The 19,266-nt window shown below is 61.4% G+C and carries 18 protein-coding genes and 2 tRNA genes; 10 read left to right on the forward strand and 10 right to left on the reverse strand.

Annotated features, from left to right (window positions below):
- Window position 1: 1 nt before the first annotated feature.
- The 5 genes from ACX1DW_RS05085 to ACX1DW_RS05105 form a co-directional block, all read right to left on the reverse strand.
- Window positions 2–2,215 (reverse strand): polysaccharide biosynthesis tyrosine autokinase, encoded by a 2,214-nt coding sequence (locus ACX1DW_RS05085; RefSeq protein ID WP_152481155.1) that lies wholly within the window; start codon window positions 2,213–2,215, stop codon window positions 2–4.
- Window positions 2,216–2,265: 50 nt separating this feature from the next.
- A complete protein-coding gene (locus ACX1DW_RS05090) occupies window positions 2,266–3,198 on the reverse strand; it encodes a glycosyltransferase family 2 protein (RefSeq protein WP_230724877.1) in 933 nt (310 codons plus the stop codon).
- Window positions 3,167–4,729, reverse strand: a complete 1,563-nt coding sequence (locus ACX1DW_RS05095) for a lipopolysaccharide biosynthesis protein (protein WP_458992924.1) — start codon at window positions 4,727–4,729, stop codon at window positions 3,167–3,169. Before ACX1DW_RS05095 ends, ACX1DW_RS05090 begins: the two co-directional genes overlap by 32 nt.
- A gap of 22 nt (window positions 4,730–4,751) precedes the next feature.
- The gene (locus ACX1DW_RS05100; RefSeq protein ID WP_458992925.1) at window positions 4,752–5,930 is read right to left on the reverse strand and encodes a DegT/DnrJ/EryC1/StrS family aminotransferase; all 1,179 of its coding nucleotides are present in this window, start codon (window positions 5,928–5,930) and stop codon (window positions 4,752–4,754) included.
- A 73-nt stretch (window positions 5,931–6,003) separates the two neighbouring features.
- Window positions 6,004–6,777 (reverse strand): hypothetical protein, encoded by a 774-nt coding sequence (locus tag ACX1DW_RS05105; RefSeq protein ID WP_458992926.1) that lies wholly within the window; start codon window positions 6,775–6,777, stop codon window positions 6,004–6,006.
- Window positions 6,778–7,206: 429 nt separating this feature from the next.
- On the opposite strand from ACX1DW_RS05105, the gene ACX1DW_RS05110 reads away from it, so the two are divergent.
- On the forward strand, window positions 7,207–8,202 hold the full coding sequence (locus ACX1DW_RS05110) for an IS5-like element ISPsp6 family transposase (RefSeq protein WP_003282265.1): 996 nt from the start codon (window positions 7,207–7,209) through the stop codon (window positions 8,200–8,202).
- A gap of 642 nt (window positions 8,203–8,844) precedes the next feature.
- On the opposite strand, the gene ACX1DW_RS05115 is transcribed toward ACX1DW_RS05110, so the two are convergent.
- The 3 genes from ACX1DW_RS05115 to ACX1DW_RS05125 form a co-directional block, all read right to left on the reverse strand.
- Window positions 8,845–8,921 (reverse strand) — tRNA-Met (locus ACX1DW_RS05115).
- Between the two features lie 170 nt (window positions 8,922–9,091).
- Window positions 9,092–9,168, reverse strand: a tRNA-Met gene (locus ACX1DW_RS05120).
- A 65-nt stretch (window positions 9,169–9,233) separates the two neighbouring features.
- Window positions 9,234–9,410 carry a hypothetical protein gene (locus ACX1DW_RS05125; RefSeq protein WP_156246059.1) on the reverse strand — a complete coding sequence of 59 codons (177 nt, stop codon included), beginning with the start codon at window positions 9,408–9,410 and terminating at the stop codon, window positions 9,234–9,236.
- 145 nt (window positions 9,411–9,555) lie between these two features.
- On the opposite strand from ACX1DW_RS05125, the gene ACX1DW_RS05130 reads away from it, so the two are divergent.
- The 3 genes from ACX1DW_RS05130 (at window position 9,556) to ACX1DW_RS05140 (ending at window position 11,260) form a co-directional block, all read left to right on the forward strand.
- Window positions 9,556–9,876: a hypothetical protein gene (locus ACX1DW_RS05130; protein WP_458992927.1), complete on the forward strand. Its 321-nt coding sequence runs from the start codon at window positions 9,556–9,558 to the stop codon at window positions 9,874–9,876.
- Between the two features lie 29 nt (window positions 9,877–9,905).
- Window positions 9,906–10,196 carry a hypothetical protein gene (locus tag ACX1DW_RS05135; protein WP_458992928.1) on the forward strand — a complete coding sequence of 97 codons (291 nt, stop codon included), beginning with the start codon at window positions 9,906–9,908 and terminating at the stop codon, window positions 10,194–10,196.
- Between the two features lie 89 nt (window positions 10,197–10,285).
- Complete coding sequence (locus ACX1DW_RS05140) at window positions 10,286–11,260, forward strand: tRNA dihydrouridine synthase (protein WP_458992929.1); 975 nt, start codon at window positions 10,286–10,288, stop codon at window positions 11,258–11,260.
- Window positions 11,261–11,266: 6 nt separating this feature from the next.
- On the opposite strand, the gene ACX1DW_RS05145 is transcribed toward ACX1DW_RS05140, so the two are convergent.
- On the reverse strand, window positions 11,267–12,013 hold the full coding sequence (locus ACX1DW_RS05145; RefSeq protein WP_458992930.1) for an SDR family oxidoreductase: 747 nt from the start codon (window positions 12,011–12,013) through the stop codon (window positions 11,267–11,269).
- Window positions 12,014–12,142: 129 nt separating this feature from the next.
- Here ACX1DW_RS05145 and ACX1DW_RS05150 point away from each other — a divergent pair, with 129 nt between their 5' ends.
- Entirely contained in the window at window positions 12,143–12,589 is a 447-nt protein-coding gene (locus ACX1DW_RS05150) for an Hsp20 family protein (RefSeq protein WP_458992931.1), read from the forward strand.
- A 52-nt stretch (window positions 12,590–12,641) separates the two neighbouring features.
- Here the strand turns inward: ACX1DW_RS05150 and ACX1DW_RS05155 are convergent, their stop codons facing one another.
- Entirely contained in the window at window positions 12,642–13,514 is an 873-nt protein-coding gene (locus ACX1DW_RS05155; RefSeq protein WP_110777405.1) for a LysR family transcriptional regulator, read from the reverse strand.
- Between the two features lie 147 nt (window positions 13,515–13,661).
- On the opposite strand from ACX1DW_RS05155, the gene leuC reads away from it, so the two are divergent.
- From leuC to ACX1DW_RS05180, 5 genes are all read left to right on the forward strand, one after another.
- Window positions 13,662–15,089, forward strand: coding sequence for a 3-isopropylmalate dehydratase large subunit (leuC, locus tag ACX1DW_RS05160; RefSeq protein WP_110777404.1), 1,428 nt, complete (start codon window positions 13,662–13,664; stop codon window positions 15,087–15,089).
- Between the two features lie 11 nt (window positions 15,090–15,100).
- A complete protein-coding gene (leuD, locus tag ACX1DW_RS05165; protein WP_458992932.1) occupies window positions 15,101–15,748 on the forward strand; it encodes a 3-isopropylmalate dehydratase small subunit in 648 nt (215 codons plus the stop codon).
- Between the two features lie 74 nt (window positions 15,749–15,822).
- A complete protein-coding gene (gene leuB, locus ACX1DW_RS05170; protein WP_044315763.1) occupies window positions 15,823–16,905 on the forward strand; it encodes a 3-isopropylmalate dehydrogenase in 1,083 nt (360 codons plus the stop codon).
- 54 nt (window positions 16,906–16,959) lie between these two features.
- Window positions 16,960–18,072: an aspartate-semialdehyde dehydrogenase gene (gene asd / locus ACX1DW_RS05175; RefSeq protein WP_044315764.1), complete on the forward strand. Its 1,113-nt coding sequence runs from the start codon at window positions 16,960–16,962 to the stop codon at window positions 18,070–18,072.
- 135 nt (window positions 18,073–18,207) lie between these two features.
- Complete coding sequence (locus ACX1DW_RS05180; RefSeq protein WP_110777402.1) at window positions 18,208–19,218, forward strand: aspartate-semialdehyde dehydrogenase; 1,011 nt, start codon at window positions 18,208–18,210, stop codon at window positions 19,216–19,218.
- The last annotated feature ends 48 nt before the right edge of the window (window positions 19,219–19,266 follow it).

Below are 19,266 nucleotides of genomic sequence, written 5' to 3' on the forward strand. Positions count from 1 at the left end.
TTCAGGCTTTCTGGGTGGTGTAGGTGTAATAGCCATAGGCGCCGCTGTCGTACGGCGAAGTGGAGGCCTTGCGTTTCACCGCGTTGAGGATCACGCCCTTGAGCAGCACGCCGTTCTGCGCCAGACGGCGCTTGGAGGCATCGATCTGCGAGCCGGTGCTGAGACCGAAGCGGGCCACCAGCAGGTTGGTGCCTGCCTGCTGCGCCACCAGTACCGCATCGGTGACGGCCAGCACCGGCGGCGTGTCGATGATGATGAAGTCGTAGAGCTTTTCCGCCTCCTTGAGCAGCCGCGAGAAGTTCTCGTGCATGAGCAGTTCGGAGGGGTTCGGCGCGGAGAATCCGGCAGAGATGAAATGCAGGTTCTTCAGCTCGGTACGGTTGATGATCGCCGCCAGGTCGAGGCCGCCTGCCAATGCATCCGACAGACCGTTGCGCGGCGTCATGCCGAACAGCGTGTGCAGATAGCCACGGCGCATGTCGCCATCGATCAGCAGCACGCGCTGGCCGGTCTGGGCGATGACCGCGGCGAGGTTGCTGGAGACGAACGACTTGCCCACCGAGGGCGTCGGGCTGGTGATCATCAGCACCTTGTTGCGTGCCTCGAGCATGGCGAACTTGAGGCTGGTGCGCAGGCTGCGCAGCGATTCGACGGCCAGGTCGGTCGGCTCGCTGATGCTGAGCAGGCGGGTCTTGCCATCGCGTGTCTTGCGCCGCCGGTTCAGCTGTTCCTGCGAGGCGCTGTAGGGCAGGCCGGCGTACACCGGTACGCCGAGCTTCTCGATCACGTCCGGGCTCTCCACGCCACGGTAGAACGCCTGGCGCAGCAGGATCACTGCCGCCGAGACCAGCAGGCCGACGAAGAGGGCGAGCGCCACCACCAGCGGGCGAACCGGCTTGGACGGCTTCTCGATCATCGAGTAGGCGTTGTCGATGATACGTACGTTACCGATGGTTCCGGCGCGGAGAATGTCCTGCTCCTGCGCCTGGTTCATCAGCAGCGTATAGGTCTGGGTCGTGACTTCCATGTCACGTTTGAGGCGCAGCAACTCCTGCTGCGTCATGGGCAAGGCGTCGACCTTCTTCAGCAGCTGCGCCTTCTGCGCCTGCAGCTCGTTCATCTGGGTCATCAGCGTGCGATAGGTCGGGTGCTCGCGGGTGTAGAGGCGGTCGTACTCCACGCGCTTGAGCGACAGTTCCGACAGCTGGGTCTCCAGCTGCACGATCTGGTCCAGCACACCCTTGGTCTCGATGCTGATGTCCACCGACTTGGAGCTGGTCTGATAGTCGTGTAACGCGGCTTCGGCCTTTTCCAGCTCCTTGCGCACCTGGGGCAGCTGCGAGCGCAGGAAGTCCAGTCGCTGGGCTGCCTCGGCGGAGCTGCGCTGGATGTTCTGGTTGACGTACAGGCGGCTGATCTCGTCCAGCACCCGGCTGGCCAGCTGCGGGTCCGGATCTTCCAGCGACATGTAGATGATGCCGGAGTCCTTGCCGGCCTCACCGACCTTCAGGCGGTCCTGGTATTCCAGAGCCGTGGTCTGCGGGCGATTCCTGAGCAGGACGAACTCGGTGCCCGGGTGGGCCTGCAGTTCGGCGATCTGCACCTTGAAACCCTGGCCTTCGATGGCCTGGTTGACCTGGCCACGCAGGATCAGCTGGTGCTCGTCGTCATACAGGCCGAAGTTGCCAGCGGTCCCGGCCACCAGTGTCAGCTCCATGCCCAGGTAATCTTCCGGGACGTCGAGCTGAAATACGTCGAGCTTCTCGCCACCCCAGGCATAGCCGGTCAGGCCGAACAGCGGTGCGGCCAGTGCGCCATCGGTTGCCGGGTCATGCCGGCGCGCCATGAAGGCGCCAATCAGCGGGAAATGGCGGGGCCTGGCGACGATGTACAGCTTCAGTTCCTCGACCGCTCTGCCCAGCACGGCGCGAGATTTGAGCAACGAGATCTCGGTGACCGCCTGGGAAACCGAGTCGGGGCGCGGCACGACCTCCGGTACGCCGGTGATGGCGGCCTTCTTCGGCTCGATCTGGATCATCGCGGTGGCCTGGTAGATCGGCGTGGCGATGAGGGCGTAGACGATACCCAGGGCGGTGAACAGCCCGGTGATGGCGATGATCAGCGCCTTGTGGTCGTAGGCGGTGCGCATGATGCCGGCCAGGTCGATGCGGTTGTCGGCATCGTATTCCAGCGAAGATCGGGTCAAGGCAGTCATTGGGAATCCTTCCTCATGGTGCGTTGTTTCGAGAGTTTCGGGGCTGGGGATCAGCTTCTGGCCAGGCGGGGGCTCAATCGGCGCAGCAGATTGAGGCCGATGTTCTGTGCGATGGTCGAGAGCGCCTGGAGCTTGCTGAACGGCGAGACCAGCGCTAGACATTCACCGAACACCTGGATCAGGAAGTACTCGTACAGCTCGCGATTACCGATGCGGTTGTAGTAGCGCGCCAGGGAGTAGTGCGCATGCATGGCCATCTGGATGCGCTGCTTGCTTGGCCGCATGGAGAAGATTCCGCCCTCGTGCACGCGATAGGCAGCGGGGCTGATGCCGTCCATGAACTTGCCCTTGCCGTAGGCGCCGAGCAGCGACCACCAGCAGATATCCAGCACCTCTACGCCGAGCAGCTCCGGCGGCAGTTCCTGAATCAGGTTGCGAAAGCACACCGTCAACGTCGAGAGCGGGCGGCCCCGCATCAACTCGAGGGCACTGGCGTCCCGGCGCAGCTTTCCGGTGAGCTGCGGGCTCTGGATGATGCCCTTGCTGTTGAACATGAACGCATCGTGAAAGGTGATGACGTAGTCGCGGTGCTGCTCGAGAAAATCCACCTGCTGTTGCAGCTTGCTCGGGTCGGTCCAGTAGTCGTCGCCTTCGCAGTAAGCGATGTACTTGCCGGCTGCGCGAGCGAACAGACGGGTGCTGAACGGCACGCCCAGACTGAACTGGTTCTGGGTCTGGTAGATCGGCTTGATGATGGCCGGATAGCGCGCCACGTAGTCGGCAATGATCGCGGCCGTGGTGTCGGTCGAGGCGTCGTCATGGACGATCACCTCGAAAGGGAAGTCCGTTTCCTGCTGGAGGAAGCTTTCCAGCGTCTTCCTGATAAAGGATGCGTGGTTGTACGCCAGGCAGACGATGCTCAGCAGCGGCTCGGTCCGGCCGCCCCAGCGTTCAATCAAGGCTTGCTCGCTCTTCAATTCCATTTTTGGATGCTCGCTTGGTGATGAGTAGATGAAGCTTGAGTAGCAGGGACTTCGAGCTGACGAGGACCAGCAACAGGCAGACTGCCCCGCTTGTGGCCAGTGCCAGCAGAATGTCGAAGCGGTTGTCGCTGACGAGCGCTGCGAACAGGGGCTCGCCCAGGGCCAGACCGAGTGCGGTCATGGCGCTGATGCGCAGCATCTCGCCCATCCAGATGCCGTGCAGCCTGGGTGCGAAGCGTCGATGCACAACCGGCGGCCAGATCAAGAAGGTCGCCAGCCGCAGAAAGAACCACGCCAGCGCCGCGCCATAGGCGCCGTGCATCAGGGCTGCGTAGACCACGATCGGCATGCTGATGGCTGTCGAAATGACGCTGTACCAGATGTGCAGCCGTAGCTGGCCATAGGCGTACTGCAGGTAGAACTGGAACGCGCCCACCGCCATCAGCGCGCTGCCCGGCACATACCAGAACAGCATGCGCTCGCTCCACTGGGCCGCAGCCTGGTCGCCGGTCCAGGCGAATATCAGCGCCTGCCCGTGCCAGGCGATCACCGCGGCCAGCGGAAACAGCACGCTGCAGACGAAGCGACTTGCGTTCAGGTAGAGCCGCTCCATGTCGGCGATCCGTCCCTCGGCCGCGAGCATGGTCATGCGCGGCAGCAGGGTCTGCACCAGCGGGTTGGTCAGCGTCATGATGCCGGTGGTAATCAGCGCCACCAGCGAGAAATAGCCGTACTCCTTGAGCAGCAGCACCTTGGACAGCAGCACTTTGTCCAGCTGGGTCAGAGCGATCCAGAGCAGCGAGGTGAAGAACATGCCGCCGGCGAACGGCAGCACCGGCCGGACGACCTGCCAATCGATGCCCGTCAGCAGCCGCGGAGCAGTCAGCTGAACGTAGGCCTTGCTGGCGAAGGCGAGCGTCTCCACCAGCGCAACGGCAGCCTGAAACAAGAAGAAGTCCAGCGGATCCTGCGAGACGAAGGCAACCAGAACCAGCCCGCCGAAGTAGCGCAGCGTGGCGATCAGCATGTTCGCCGCATTCAGCCAGCCATGCAGCTCGACCCCTTGCAGGCCGCTCTTGTACAGCGTTGCATACAGACGCAAGCCGACCATCAGCCCCATCAGGCTGATGCAGTTTCCGATGGTCCCGGTGCCAAGTTCGCGTGGCTGCAACCAGGTATCGGCGATCCAGCCGCTGCTCAGATAGATCGCCACGCAGGTCGCCACTGCAATCGGTAGCAGCATCAGCTCGAACGAGCGCAGCAGGCGCCCGGCCGGCCCGGGACCCGCGGACAGATCACCCTGGCCGCGATAGTGCGCCACCTGCCGCACCAGTGCCGGCGACATCCCCGCATCGAGCAGCTGCAGCCAGGCCTGCAGCACCGCGAAGAAGCCGATCAGCCCGTACGCCTCCGCGCCCAGGTGGCCCAGGTAGAACGGCAGGATCAGGATGCCGATCAGCAGGGCGTAAGCCTGGCCGAGGTAATTCAGGCCGGTGTTGCGGATAACCGATAGCCGCTTGGGATCTGACATGAGTCGTGGTCGCCCTCATCACTCAGGAGATGTGCTTGTAATCGGGCGCAGGCATGCGTTCGGTGCCGAGCATCCCGAAGGCATCCACGAATGGCTGGAATAGCGTCCGGCTCGACTCAGAGCTATGGATCGACTCCTGGATCAGCGTCTGTATGACCTTGTCCTGCACCTTGCGCGGCAAGCCGGGATAGATCGGCAGGCACAGCACCCGGCGGCTCAGCGAGCGGGAATTCGGCTGCGGCTCCTGGGGCTGCAAGTGCTCGAGCGTGTCCAGCGAGGGATAGAAGTAGCGACGCGGATTGATGCCGTTTTCGTTCAACTGAGTCCGGCAGCTCAGCAGTTGGCCTTCGTTGGCCAGCGCAACGGGAAAGTAGCTGTAGTTGCATTGGGAGTCGGCCTGCGCCTTCTGCAGGTCGAAGTGGCCGCCAAGGCGTCGCTCGTAGCGATGGCCGATCTCCGCGCGGCACTCGAGAATCAGCTCGATATCGTCGAGTACGCACATGCCCATCGCCGCTGAAAATTCGTTCAGCTTGGCGTTGATGCCGATACCGTCGATCTGGTCGGTATCGACGATGCCGAAGTTGCAGAGCAGGCGGATGCGCTCGGCCAGGTCGTCATCGTTGGTGACGATGGCGCCACCCTCGATGGTATGGAACAGCTTGGTTGCGTGGAAACTCAGGGTGCTGATGTCGCCCCATTCGTAAACCGAGCGACCCTGGTGCCGGACGCCGAAGGCATGGGCGCCATCGTAGATCACCTTGAGGCCGTGCCTGCGCGCGATCTGCTCGATACGTTCGACATCGCAGGGGTTGCCGAAGACATGGGTAGCGACGATGGCCGACGTATCGGCTTGGATATGCCGTTCGATCTGCGCCGGGTCGAGATTCCAGGTCGCCGGATCGATATCGGCGAAGATCGGCCGTATACCTTCCCATTGCAGCGAACTGGTGGTGGCGACGAAGCTGAACGGCGTTGTGATTGCGCTGCCGGTGATGCCGAGCGCGCGGTAGGCGATCTGTAGGGCGATGGTGCCGTTGTTGGTCAGGATGATGTTCCGGACGCCGAGATAGTCCTTGAGCCGCTGCTCGAGCGCTGTCACCAACGGTCCGTGGTTGGTGAGCCAGCCGGTGTTGTAGATCCTGTCCACATACGCCTTGAACTTGTTCTTGCTGCCCAGGTAGGACTTGGTCACGTTGATCATGATGATTTCCTTATCGAGTGGTTCGCTTGCCGGGACCGCAGGCGGCGGACGGCAAGCGGACGGATGGGCTGGCTCAGGCGGCCTGGTGTTCGCCGATCACGCTGGCACGTGCGGCCCGGCGCTGGGTTCGCTTGAGGATCATGCGGGTCAGCAGGCTCCCCGCATGCGGGTCGCCGTAGTGGAAGATGGCGGTAGCACGCAGCTTCGCCGGGTCGCAGGGTTCGTTGGCGTGCAGGGATCGGTAGCCCCAGAACAGATACAGGTTGCCCGGCACCAGCTGCAGGCGCTGGGGCTTGAGCAGGCCGATGGCGATCGCCCGGGTGATGAGCCGGCGACTCAAGCGGTTCTGCAGCAGTGCTTTCTCCACCACGTTGAACAGCGTCGACCGGCGGATCGCCCGGAGATTGGGAAACAGCAGCAGATCACCACGTTCTTCGCCGTCCTGCGGAATCTCCACGGGCAACAGTGCGGTCACCAGCGAGGCATCGAAGTGAAAGCAGTTCGACTCCTTGCGCCCGGTCCGTCCCTGCACGCAGCGCATCACCATGTAGATGCGATCGCTGTAGGCGGCCTGACCGGCACCGGCGCGGTAGGTATCGGCGAGCAACTTCTGGAACTCCGGCGCGTTGCCCAGTTCTGCGACCAGCGAGTCCGCGACAGGCTCGCTATCGTGGTGAGCGAAGTATTCACCATGATGACGGCGGGCCTGCTCATACACCTGCTCGCGCAGTTGATGCAGCTGGAGCATGTCCAGAAAGTTGTGCAGACAGGCAAATCCGTTCTGGTTTATCTGCGAAACAATGTGAGCCTGATCCTGATCTTCAAAGTTATAGAGAATGGATGACACGGTCGTTCTCCCTGCGCGATTTGGCTAGGTGAGGCGGTGCTGGAAAGGCTGGTGAAATGCAGATGCGGCACCGGTTCGAGTACTGGGCAGTTACTGCAAAGATGCTGTAGCGGAACGACGTACTTACGAATAACAGACTTGATTTAAATCACTTTCAAATAATCGAAAGACAAAGCTACCGCCATCGACATGAATAGCCGCGTTCAGCGATTTAATTATTTATCGACTGCCTGTGGCAGGGCTGGCCGCGACCTGGATGGGGCGGTACTCGGCGCTATCGGGCAAAGCTACCGCACACCGGAACACTTCCCAGTGACTACAACAAATTCGAAAGGCCAGAAAAAACCCTCGCACTTCTAAGGAGACACTGCATAAATAGCCAGCCGCCCCCACCCTTGGCACACTGAGCCCCCTCAACCAGCCCCCTCCATGAGCTTTGTTACGCGCGTGCAGAAGACCTTCTCCGAACTCGAATATACCGGCAAGAAAAAGCAGACTCGCCGAGATCGCTTCCTGGCTGACCTTGAACAGCTGGTGCCCTGGGCACAAGTGGAGGCGCAAGTGGCGCCGTTCTATAGCGACACCACAGGCAAGCGTGGACGCCCTGCGATTGGGTTGTCGCGCATGCTGCGCATGTATGTCGTGCAGCAGTGTTTCGGTCTCTCCGATGAAGGTACCGAAGATGCCGTCTACGACAGCCAGGCCATTCGTGGTTTCATCGGCATCGACCTGGGCCGTGAGTCGGCACCGGATGCCACTACCTTGTTGCGATTTCGCCGCTTGCTGGAAACCCATCAGCTAACGCGGGTGCTGTTTGAAACGATTAACCAGCATCTGGCCAGCCGGGGTCTGCTGCTCAAGGAAGGCACTATCGTCGACGCTACCCTGATCGCCGCGCCGCCCTCGGTCAAGAACCGAGAAGGTAAGCGTGATCCTGAGATGCATCAGGCCAAGAAAGGCAATCAATGGCACTTCGGGATGAAGGCCCACGTTGGTGTCGACGCCACATCGGGACTCGTGCACAGCGTGGTAGGGACTGCCGCCAACGTGGCGGATGTCACCCAGGTCGATCAGTTGCTGCACGGCGCCGAAACCTATGTTTCGGGTGACGCTGGATACACTGGTGCGGCCAAGCGACCGGAGCATGCTGAACGGGACGTTGTCTGGTCGATTGCAGCACGGCCAAGCAGTTACAAACATCACGGCAAAGACAGCGTGCTGTACCGAGTCAAGCGCAAAGTCGAATACGCCAAGGCGCAGCTGCGTGCCAAGGTCGAGCATCCCTTCCAGGTGATCAAGGTGCGCTTCAATCATCGTAAGGTTCGCTACCGTGGACTGGAAAAGAATACGGCGCAGTTGTTCAGTCTGTTTGGGTTGGCCAATCTGGTACTGGCCAAGCGGTATTTGCAACGGACGGCGGGATAAGTCCGTCCGAAAGGCGGGGCTGGCCCGCTAATCAGCAAAATCAGGGTAGAAATCGGCCCAAGAAACGCAGAATAAGGCCGGTAGGTTGAAAAAACCGGGTTGAAAAAGGGGGACGGTGAGAATTGGCTAATTGTTCAGCGTCTCCCTAAAGAATAGAAGCGCTACTAAACAGGCAGGGGGTTTAAATCTTTTGTCGCAAAAGTTGACCTGTCCGGTTGGTCTTTAACTGCTGTGCGGCGTGTTACTCCCTGTCGCGAATAGATATCCGTCATTATGTGATCGAAGTCAAGTTAGGGAGCCAAAAAAATGGTCTGGATGGACGGCGCTTCATAGCAGCGTAGCTAACTAATTGATTTACCAGCAAAGGCGGTTTAGCTCGCTGGCTTCCAGTGCCATCATGCGTGGCTATAAATCCGCCGCTAATTATCCCTTACCTGAATAAGTCGATAGGCAGGATTACTGACTGTGCGCTTTCGCGCTTATAGAGTCTCGATTTATTACTGGGCGTGATATTTGAGGGAAAAGAATTAAATCCTTAAGGGATTAGTTCTTCTGCAGGCGCGGGGAGTAGCAAGCGGCGGGACGAAATGAAAAGGAGCGCAAACGAAAAAAGGCCACTCATTCGAGTGGCCTTTCTTAAGGTGGTTGCGGGAGCCGGATTTGAACCGACGACCTTCGGGTTATGAGCCCGACGAGCTACCAGACTGCTCCATCCCGCGTCTGTGGGGGCGCATTCTACAGCCCAAGCGCGGGATGTCAACGCCTTCCCGGAAAAAACACATGGCGATTCAATTGTTTAGCCAAGAACCGCGGTCTGCGTATGGCCCTTCCTGTGCTATCTGACGACGAGGCAAACAAAAAAGGCCACTCATTGAGTGGCCTTTCGAATTGGTTGCGGGAGCCGGATTTGAACCGACGACCTTCGGGTTATGAGCCCGACGAGCTACCAGACTGCTCCATCCCGCGACGCGCATTCTACAGCTTTTGCTGGTGCTGTCACGGATTAAATTCGGTTCCGCCAATTATTTCCGTCAGGCACGGCATGAGGCAGGTGACTCGATGGGCTCGACGACCTGACGCTGATGGCACCGGGTGTCAGGTTGCCTGGACTGGTATCTGCGTGCGATGCGCAGCATACCCCACAGCATGGCGAGCGCGGCCGAGGCCCAACTGCAGATCATGGTCGCCAGTATCAGCGCAACTTCCATCGGGTGCTCCTCCTGTGCGATGCAATTCCTTCCGTTGTGGTTGTGACCCATTTGGCTGCAAGCGGTTCCGGTTGGCCGTCGGTCGCCGGCTGCGCACTCCTTGGACAGCTCACTGCCTATAGATCAACAAGCGGAGGATTCGGACATGCGTATTCAGTCAGTCGTAATGCTGGTGGCGCTCGTTTCGGCAGCGGGCGCCCAGGGCGTGGATCTACCGGCGGCGGAGCGGCAGCTGGCCCAGAACACGGCTGCGCCAGATCGTGGCGCGGCCGGCAACGGCTCGATGGGTATTGGCGAGGACATCCAATATCTCGACGAGCAGGACCGGCAAGAGCAGCCGGTAACCAACGAGGCGCAAGATGCGCGGTCCGGGCGCGTCGAACGTGACGCCGAGCCCGGCCATGGCGGCAACGAAACCGACATGGAGCACCGCCGTCGTCCGATGCTGGACAGGCGTGAAAACTGACGTGGTGTTCAAGTGTTGAGGAGGTGGCCATGAGGCGGTTGATTGCATCGGTTATGGGGCTGGCCTTGGTGAGTTCGATCGGGGCCTTCGCTGGAGCAGCGGACGAGGCGCGCGACGATGCCCGGCGGGCGGAGGTCGTGGGTGAACGGCAGCCGAACGTTCCCACGGACAAAAACCAGCGTCCAACCGACCGGCGGGAAGATCGCTCGCAGGAGGGCGGTGCCGCCCTGGGCACCATGGGCACGGGCAACTCCGGCACTACCGGCGGAATGGGTGCGACCACCGGCACCGACACGATAGGCGGGACTATCGAAGAGTGAGCGGATAGGCCGGCCTGGCAACGGCGCATGATTCATAAAGGCCACGCGCATCCGTACAATGCCGGCCTTTTCATCATGTAGTGGCCGGTATGCAGATTGCTTTGGCGCCCATGGAGGGGTTGGTCGACGAAATCCTTCGTGACGTGCTCACCCGGGTGGGTGGTGTCGACTGGTGCGTGACCGAGTTCATTCGGGTGTCCGATCGCCTGTTGCCGCAAAGCAGCTTTGACAAGCTTGCCGCGGAACTGAAGGCCGGCGCGCTCACTCGTGCCGGGACGCCGGTGCGCGTTCAACTGTTGGGCTCCGATCCGATCTGCCTGGCAGACAACGCGGCCTTCGCCTGCACACTCGGCGCCCCGGCCATCGACCTCAATTTTGGCTGCCCGGCCAAGACGGTCAACAAATCCCGCGGCGGTGCTGTGCTACTGAAGGAGCCGGAGCTGCTGCATTCGATTCTCTACGAGGTCCGCCGAGCCGTGCCGGCGCACATCCCGGTAACCGCCAAGATGCGCCTCGGCTTCGACAGCCCGGACGGCGCGCTCGATTGCGCCCGTGCGCTGGTGGCCGGTGGGGCAGAGCAGCTGGTGGTGCACGCCCGAACAAAGGTCGAGGGCTACAAGCCGCCGGCGCATTGGGAGTGGGTCGCGCGGGTGCAGGAGGTGGTCGCGGTGCCGGTTTATGCCAATGGCGACATCTGGTCGCTGGAGGATTGGCGTCGATGCCGTGAGGTGAGCGGTGCAGAAAACATCATGCTGGGGCGCGGGCTGGTTTCACGACCGGACCTGGCCCGGCAGATCGCTGCGGCTAAAGCCGGCCAGCAGATCGCGCCGATGAGCTGGGAGGAATTCCGACCCGTGCTGCTGGATTTCTGGCAGCAAGCGCGGGGAAAGATCGCACCGCGTTATGCGCCGGGTCGGCTCAAGCAGTGGCTGGCCCTGCTGACGCGCAATTATCCGGAGGCGGTGGCGCTGTTCGCCGAACTGCGCCGGGAAAACGACTGCGCGCGGATCGATGCGATGCTCGGCGTCGATACGCGCGAATTGCGTGCCGCCGCATTGGCCTGAGCTGAATCAGCGCCCGCCGGCTACATCCAGTAGCGCTCCGCTGGTATAGCTGGCCTTTTCGCTGGCGAGCCAAAGGATGGCTTCGGCGATTTCCTCGGCTTGCCCGCCGCGCCCCATCGGCACACTGGCCTTGACCCGCTCGACACGATCCGGCTCGCCCCCGGCGGCGTGGATATCGGTATGAATCACGCCCGGGCGCACGGCGTTGACCCTGATGCCTTCGCTGGCGACCTCTTTGGCCAGGCCCAGGGTCATGCTGTCGATGGCGCCCTTGGCGGCGGCGTAGTCGATGTACTCACCCGGTGCGCCGAGGCGGGCGGCCACCGATGAAAGATTCACGATCGCGCCGCCCTTGCCGCCGTGGCGCGTCGACATCCGCTTGATTGCCTCGCGTGCGCACAGGAAGCTGCCGATCACGTTGGCGCCCAGCACGCGGCTCCAACGCGCCGCATCCATCTGTTCCAAACGCATCTGCTGCTCGAGCATGCCAGCGTTGTTGACCAACACGTCCAGGCGGCCGAACTCCCGGTCGATGACGTCGAACATGTGCAGTATCTGGGCCTCATCAGCGACGTCGGCCTTTACGGCAATCGCCGTTACACCCAGGCCACGGACCTGTTCGAGTACCGCGTTCGCGGCATCCGCGCGCTGGTGATAATTCAGGCACAAGGCATAGCCCTGTTGCGCCGCCAGTCGTGCAGTGGCGGCGCCGATGCCGCGGCTGGCGCCTGTGATCAGCATGACTCTGGACATGTGCTACCTCTCGTCGCCTGGCTCGTTTACAGCCTCTTGAAATCCGTTGTGCGGTTCCTATGTAGGGCTCAGCGGGATGCCGAAGTCGGGTCCCGCCCGTTTCAACTCGCTGATTTCAGGAGGTTTATCATGAGTTCATTCCCCATGGCCCCTCTGTTCCGGCAATCCGTGGGCTTCGACCGCTTCAACGACCTGTTCGAGTCGGCCCTGCGTAACGACGCCGGCAGCTCGTACCCGCCCTACAACATCGAGAAGCACGGCGATGATCACTATCGCATCGTGGTCGCAGCCGCCGGTTTCCAGGAGTCTGACCTCGATCTGCAGGTAGAGCGTAGCGTACTGACCATCACTGGCGGCCGCCGCGAGAACGAGGCGGAGAACGTCACCTACCTGCACCAGGGCATCGCCCAGCGGGCGTTCAAGCTGTCGTTCCGTCTGGCCGATCACATCGAAGTGAAGGGCGCAGCGCTTAACAGCGGCCTGCTCCACATCGATCTGGTCCGTGTCGTGCCGGAAGAAGCCAAGCCCAAGCGCATCCCGATCAATGCCGACCAGCGACCCGCGCTGGAGGGCTGATACGCAGACACGAGAAGGGCGCCGCATGGCGCCCTTTTTTCATTCTAGCCAGTCAGTCGCGTTCGGCATCGAGCAGCGCGATGAAGGCCCTCGCCGCATTGGACAGGGTGCGTTCCCGATGCAGGATGTAGCCGAGCTGGCGTGTCAGCTGGATGCCCGGCAACGGCAGGCTGACCACCTGATCATCCAGCATGCGGCGTGGCAGCACGCTCCAGGCGATGCCGATCGAGACCATCATCTTGATCGTTTCCATATAGTTGGTGCTCATGGTGATGTTGGGCGTCAGCCCCTCGCGCTCGAACAGACGCTGGGCGATATGGTGGGTGAAGGTATTGCCGCCGGGGAATACCGCTGGATGGCCGGCGATATCCGCGAGGGTGATATCCGCCTTGGCGGCCAGCGGATGTTCCGGTGCGACGACGAAATCCAGTGGATCGTCCCAGACCTTTACCGCCAGCACCGGCTCGGCGGTCTGTGGCGCCAGGGTGATTACTGCCAGCTCGGCACGGCCGTGCAGTACCTCGTCATAGGCCACTTCCGAGTCGAGAAAGCGGATATCCAGGCTGACCTGCGGATGGGCGCGGGTAAAGGCGCGCAACAGCGGTGGTAGACGATGCAGGCCGATGTGATGACTGGTCGCCAGGCTCAGCCGTCCGCCGATATCGCCGTTGAGGTTGGTCAAGGCGCGGCGGGTGTCGTCCAGTACATTCAGAATCTGATAAGCGCGGGGCAGCAGGGCGCGGCCGGCCTCGGTGAGGCTGATCTCGCGGCCCAGTCGATCGAACAACCGCACGTCCAGCTGCGCTTCCAGCGCGGCGATGCGCTTGCTTACCGCGGGTTGGGTCAGGTGCAGCCGTTCGGCAGCCAGCGAGAAGCTATGGGTTTCCGCGACAGCGATAAAGGCGTTGAGGTTGGCGAGGTCCATGAGAGTCTTCCGGTGGCGGTGAATTCCAGACAGGAATGCATTGGATGAAAAATATGAATTTGAGTAATTCAACGCAAGCCCCTAGCATCGTCCCCATAAGCGCAAGGGCTATTCGCCCCGCATAGAAAGCAGATGAGGAAAAGTCCGATGGCCGGCAAGACGCTCTACGACAAGCTCTGGGAAATGCACGAGGTGAAACGTCGCGACGATGGTTCGTCGCTGATCTACATCGATCGTCACATCCTCCACGAAGTGACCTCGCCGCAGGCCTTCGAAGGGCTGCGCCTGGCCAATCGCAAGCCGTGGCGCATCGATGCCAATATCGCCACACCGGACCACAACGTGCCGACCACCAAGGGCGAGCGTCAGGGCGGTCTGGAAGCCATCGCCGACGAGGTTTCGCGCATTCAGGTGCAGACGCTGGACGAGAACTGCGATGACTTCGGCATTCTCGAGTTCAAGATGAACGATGTGCGTCAGGGCATCGTCCACGTCATCGGCCCGGAGCAGGGCGCCACCCTGCCGGGCATGACGGTGGTCTGCGGTGACTCGCATACTTCCACCCACGGCGCCTTCGGTGCGCTGGCCCACGGCATCGGTACCTCCGAAGTCGAGCACGTGCTCGCCACCCAGTGCCTGGTGGCCAAGAAGATGAAGAACATGCAGGTGCGCGTCGAAGGCAAGCTGCCGTTCGGCGTCACCGCCAAGGACATCGTGCTGGCGGTGATCGGCAAGATCGGCACCGCTGGTGGTAATGGCCATGCCCTGGAATTCGCCGGCAGCGCGATTCGCGATCTGTCGATGGAAGGGCGCATGACCATCTGCAACATGTCCATCGAAGCCGGTGCCCGCGTGGGCATGGTCGCTGTGGACGAGAAGACCATCGCCTATGTCGAAGGGCGCCCATACGCACCGAAGGGCGGTGACTGGGACAAGGCGGTTGAGCTCTGGAAAGGTCTGGTCTCCGATGAAGATGCGGTTTTCGACACCATCGTCGAGCTGAAGGCCGAAGACATCAAGCCGCAGGTCAGCTGGGGCACCTCGCCGGAGATGGTGCTGGCTGTCGACCAGAGCGTGCCGGACCCGGCCGTCGAGGCCGATCCGGTCAAGCGCGATTCCATCGTGCGCGCGCTGAAATACATGGGCCTGAACGCCAACCAGCCGATCACCGAAATCAAGCTGGATCGCGTGTTTATCGGTTCCTGCACCAACTCGCGGATCGAAGATCTGCGCGCTGCCGCCGAGGTCGCCAAGGGGCGCAAGGTTGCCGCCAACGTCAAGCAAGCGCTGGTGGTGCCGGGTTCCGGCCTGGTCAAGCAGCAGGCCGAGGCAGAAGGACTGGACAAGATCTTCATCGAGGCCGGCTTCGAATGGCGTGAGCCGGGGTGCTCCATGTGCCTGGCGATGAACCCGGACAAGCTGGGCAGCGGCGAGCATTGCGCTTCGACCTCCAACCGCAACTTCGAAGGCCGCCAGGGCGCCGGTGGTCGTACTCACCTGGTTAGCCCGGCGATGGCCGCCGCTGCTGCGGTGACCGGTCACTTCATCGATGTACGCGAACTGATCCAGGCCTGAGGAGAGAACTGATGAAAGCCTTTACCCAACACACCGGCCTGGTCTGCCCACTCGATCGTGCCAACGTCGACACCGACCAGATCATTCCCAAGCAGTTTCTCAAGTCGATCAAGCGCACCGGCTTCGGCCCCAACCTGTTCGATGAGTGGCGCTATCTGGACGTCGGTCAGCCGAACCAGGATTGTTCGCAGCGTCCAGTGAACAAGGACTTCGTGCTGAACTTTCCGCGCTATCAAGGAGCCAGCGTGCTGCTGGCTCGCGAGAACTTCGGCTGTGGTTCGTCCCGCGAGCATGCACCGTGGGCACTGGACGAATACGGCTTCCGTACCATCATTGCACCGAGCTTCGCTGACATCTTCTACAACAACAGCTTCAAGAACGGCCTGCTGCCGATCGTGCTGAAAGAAGAGGAGGTTGACGAACTGTTCCAGCAGGCCGGGACGACCGAAGGCTACCAACTGACCGTCGACCTGGCAGCGCAGACCGTGACCCGCCCGGACGGCAAGCAGTACGGCTTTGAGGTCGATGCGTTCCGCAAGCACTGCCTGCTCAACGGCCTGGACGACATCGGACTGACCCTGCAGGACGCTGAAGCCATTAAGGCCTTCGAAGCTCGTCACCAGCAAAGCCAGCCCTGGTTGTTCGGCGCGATCAAGTAACGCGCGAGCTGAACCTATATATAGGAGTGGGCTGCATCCCCACCCTGCGGCGTATCAATTCACAGGAACGAAAAATGTCCAAACAGATTCTGGTTCTCCCTGGCGATGGTATTGGCCCGGAAATCATGGCCGAGGCGGTCAAGGTGCTGCAGCTGGCCAATGACAAGTTTCAGCTGGGCTTCGAGCTGAGCTACGACGAGCTCGGTGGTGCGGCTGTCGACAAGTACGGCGTGCCGCTGGCCGATGAGACCCTGGAGCGTGCTCGTGCCGCTGACGCGATCCTGCTGGGCGCCGTCGGCGGGCCTAAGTGGGACACCATCGATCCGGCCATCCGTCCCGAGCGCGGCCTGCTGAAGATCCGCTCCCAGCTGGGCCTGTTCGGCAACCTGCGCCCAGCGCTGCTCTATCCGCAATTGGCCGATGCCTCGTCGCTCAAGCCGGAAATCGTTGCCGGTCTGGATATCCTGATCGTTCGCGAGCTGACCGGTGGCATCTACTTCGGCCAGCCGCGCGAGAGCAAGGTGCTGGAAAACGGTGAGCGCATGGCGTACGACACGCTGCCGTACAGCGAGAGCGAGATCCGCCGCATCGCCAAGGTCGGCTTCGACATGGCCATGGTGCGCAACAAGAAGCTCTGCTCGGTGGACAAGGCGAACGTGCTGGCGTCCAGTCAGCTGTGGCGGGCGGTGGTCGAGGAAGTCGCCAAGGACTACCCGGAAGTCGAACTCAGCCATATGTATGTCGATAACGCTGCCATGCAGCTGGTGCGCGCGCCGAAGCAGTTCGACGTGATCGTCACCGACAACATGTTCGGCGACATTCTGTCGGACGAGGCCTCCATGCTCACCGGCTCGATCGGCATGCTGCCGTCGGCGTCGCTGGACGCCGGTAACAAGGGCATGTACGAGCCGTGCCACGGGTCGGCGCCGGACATCGCCGGCAAAGGTATCGCCAACCCGCTGGCGACCATTCTCTCGGTTTCGATGATGCTGCGTTACAGCTTCAATCAGGTAGCTGCAGCCGATGCCATCGAGCAAGCGGTCAGCGATGTGCTCGACCAGGGCCTGCGCACCGGCGACATCTGGTCCGAAGGTTGTAGCAAAGTTGGTACTCAGGCGATGGGCGATGCAGTAGTCGCGGCCCTCGCGAAGTTGTAATCTTTTGGCCCGCGCTGAATGGTGCGGGCCACTTTTTCTATAGGTGTAGTTGCGATGAAACGTGTAGGTCTGATCGGTTGGCGCGGTATGGTCGGTTCCGTGCTCATGCAGCGGATGCTGGAAGAGCGGGACTTCGACCTGATCGAGCCTGTGTTCTTCACCACTTCCAATGTCGGCGGCCAAGGGCCCGATATTGGCAAGGAAACCGCTGCGCTGAAGGACGCCTACAGCATCGACGAGCTGAAAGGCCTCGATGTGATCCTGACCTGTCAGGGTGGCGACTACACCAATGAGGTCTTCCCGAAGCTGCGCGAAGCCGGCTGGCAGGGCTATTGGATCGATGCCGCCTCGTCGCTGCGCATGCAGGACGATGCGGTGATCGTGCTCGATCCAGTGAACCGTCGCGTGATCGACCAGCAGCTCGATGCCGGCACCAAGAACTACATCGGTGGCAACTGCACCGTCAGCCTGGCGCTGATGGGCCTTGGCGGTCTGTTCGAAGCCGGTCTGGTCGAGTGGATGAGCGCCATGACTTATCAGGCCGCATCCGGCGCCGGCGCGCAGAACATGCGCGAGCTGATCAAGCAGATGGGTGCCATCAATGCGGCTGTGGCTGACGATCTGCTCAATCCCGCCAGCGCTATTCTGGACATTGACCGCAAGGTGGCCGAAACCCAGCGTAGCGAAGCTTTCCCGGTGGACAATTTCGGCGTGCCGTTGGCCGGCAGCCTGATCCCGTACATCGACAAGGAACTGCCGAACGGGCAGAGCCGTGAAGAATGGAAGGCGCAGGCCGAGACCAACAAGATCCTCGGTCGCTTCAAGAGCCCGATCCCGGTTGACGGCATCTGTGTACGCGTCGGTGCCATGCGTTGCCATAGCCAGGCGCTGACCATCAAGCTGAACAAGGATGTGCCGATTTCCGATATCGAAGGACTGATCAGCCAGCACAATCCCTGGGTCAAGCTGGTGCCGAATCATCGCGATGCCAGCATGCAGGAGCTGAGCCCGGCGGCTGTGACCGGGACGCTGAGCGTACCGGTCGGACGTCTGCGCAAGCTGAACATGGGCTCGCATTACCTGGGTGCGTTCACTGTCGGTGATCAGCTGCTGTGGGGGGCCGCCGAGCCACTGCGGCGCATGCTGCGTATCCTGCTGGAGCGCTGATAGGCGCTCGATGACGTGCCAGACGCCGCGACTTGCTCGCGGCGTTTTCGTTTGTGCGATGTGCCGCTCGGCAGTGTCGCTTGCAGTGGTCTGCCATTTCGCTACAGTGCCGATCCTTAATGCGTGGAGGTGACGATGCCCACAGGTGTCGGTGTTGCGGTCGTAGGTGCGGTTAGCTTGGTAGGCGAAGCGCTGGTCGAGGTGCTCGAGGAAAGGGCTTTTCCGGTTGCCGAGCTGCATCTGTTGGATGGCACCGAGAGTGTCGGGCATACGGTGCCATTCAAAGGCCGAAATCTGCGTGTAGGCGAGGTGGATCGCTTCGAATTCAATCGAGCGCAACTGGTGTTTTTGGTTGGTACCTCTGCATTGCTGAGCGAGTGCCGCGTCAAGGCATTAGCGGCCGGCTGCCGAGTCGTCGATCTGTCAGCCTCGATTCCCGTCGAGCAGCAGCTATGCGTGGTGCCAGAGGTCAACGGCGTGCTGCTCGACGTGTTGCCGGAACGGTGCGCCATTGCAAGTCCACTGCCTGAATCGGTCGCCCTGGCCATCGTATTGAAACCGATCCAGCAACAGCTGGAGTTGCATCGCGTGACTGTTACGGCCTGTCTACCCGTATCCAGCCATGGATCGGCAGGCGTGAGGGAGCTTGCCCGACAGACCTCCGAATTGCTCAATGCACGACCTTTGGAGCCGCGGATATTCGGTCGGCAGGTGGCTTTCAATATGCTCGCACAAGCGGAGGCGGTCGACGCGCAAGGATATGGATTGCAGGAGCGGCGTCTGGTTGAGGAGCTTCGTCAGCTCCTGGATATGCCGGAACTCGCTGTCTCTGTTACGTTCGTTCAGGCTCCGGTGTTCTTCGGAGAGAGCCACGTCGTCTCGTTGCAGGGGCGGGTCGAGGCCGATATGCAGGCGCTGTCCGCAGCTCTTGAAGCGGCGCAGGGGGTTGAGCTGGTGGAGTCGGACGATTATCCGACAGCGGTTGGTGACGCGGTCGGGCAGGATGTGATCTATGTCGGAAGAGTTCGTCGAGGCATCTGTGATCCACGGGAAGTCAATTTGTGGATTGTGTCTGATAACGTGCGAAAAGGCGCAGCGCTGAATGCTGTGCAGTCTGGTGAGTTGTTGATAAAAGACTATCTGTAAAAGATACTTACTGGTAATTCAAAGATTAATTCTAGCCGGTGCGCTGAA

Source organism: Stutzerimonas sp. KH-1 (assembly GCF_054483855.1).

What these genes read in the sequence shown, in the direction of transcription:
- ACX1DW_RS05085 (WP_152481155.1), bottom strand. Translation starts at nt 2,215, where the DNA reads ATGACTGCCTTGACCCGATCTTCGCTGGAATACGATGCCGACAACCGC.
- ACX1DW_RS05090 (WP_230724877.1), bottom strand. Translation starts at nt 3,198, where the DNA reads ATGGAATTGAAGAGCGAGCAAGCCTTGATTGAACGCTGGGGCGGCCGG.
- ACX1DW_RS05095 (WP_458992924.1), bottom strand. Translation starts at nt 4,729, where the DNA reads ATGTCAGATCCCAAGCGGCTATCGGTTATCCGCAACACCGGCCTGAAT.
- ACX1DW_RS05100 (WP_458992925.1), bottom strand. Translation starts at nt 5,930, where the DNA reads ATGATCAACGTGACCAAGTCCTACCTGGGCAGCAAGAACAAGTTCAAG.
- ACX1DW_RS05110 (WP_003282265.1), top strand. Translation starts at nt 7,207, where the DNA reads ATGAGCTTTGTTACGCGCGTGCAGAAGACCTTCTCCGAACTCGAATAT.
- ACX1DW_RS05125 (WP_156246059.1), bottom strand. Translation starts at nt 9,410, where the DNA reads ATGGAAGTTGCGCTGATACTGGCGACCATGATCTGCAGTTGGGCCTCG.
- ACX1DW_RS05130 (WP_458992927.1), top strand. Translation starts at nt 9,556, where the DNA reads ATGCGTATTCAGTCAGTCGTAATGCTGGTGGCGCTCGTTTCGGCAGCG.
- ACX1DW_RS05135 (WP_458992928.1), top strand. Translation starts at nt 9,906, where the DNA reads ATGAGGCGGTTGATTGCATCGGTTATGGGGCTGGCCTTGGTGAGTTCG.
- ACX1DW_RS05140 (WP_458992929.1), top strand. Translation starts at nt 10,286, where the DNA reads ATGCAGATTGCTTTGGCGCCCATGGAGGGGTTGGTCGACGAAATCCTT.
- ACX1DW_RS05145 (WP_458992930.1), bottom strand. Translation starts at nt 12,013, where the DNA reads ATGTCCAGAGTCATGCTGATCACAGGCGCCAGCCGCGGCATCGGCGCC.
- ACX1DW_RS05150 (WP_458992931.1), top strand. Translation starts at nt 12,143, where the DNA reads ATGAGTTCATTCCCCATGGCCCCTCTGTTCCGGCAATCCGTGGGCTTC.
- ACX1DW_RS05155 (WP_110777405.1), bottom strand. Translation starts at nt 13,514, where the DNA reads ATGGACCTCGCCAACCTCAACGCCTTTATCGCTGTCGCGGAAACCCAT.
- leuC (WP_110777404.1), top strand. Translation starts at nt 13,662, where the DNA reads ATGGCCGGCAAGACGCTCTACGACAAGCTCTGGGAAATGCACGAGGTG.
- leuD (WP_458992932.1), top strand. Translation starts at nt 15,101, where the DNA reads ATGAAAGCCTTTACCCAACACACCGGCCTGGTCTGCCCACTCGATCGT.
- leuB (WP_044315763.1), top strand. Translation starts at nt 15,823, where the DNA reads ATGTCCAAACAGATTCTGGTTCTCCCTGGCGATGGTATTGGCCCGGAA.
- asd (WP_044315764.1), top strand. Translation starts at nt 16,960, where the DNA reads ATGAAACGTGTAGGTCTGATCGGTTGGCGCGGTATGGTCGGTTCCGTG.
- ACX1DW_RS05180 (WP_110777402.1), top strand. Translation starts at nt 18,208, where the DNA reads ATGCCCACAGGTGTCGGTGTTGCGGTCGTAGGTGCGGTTAGCTTGGTA.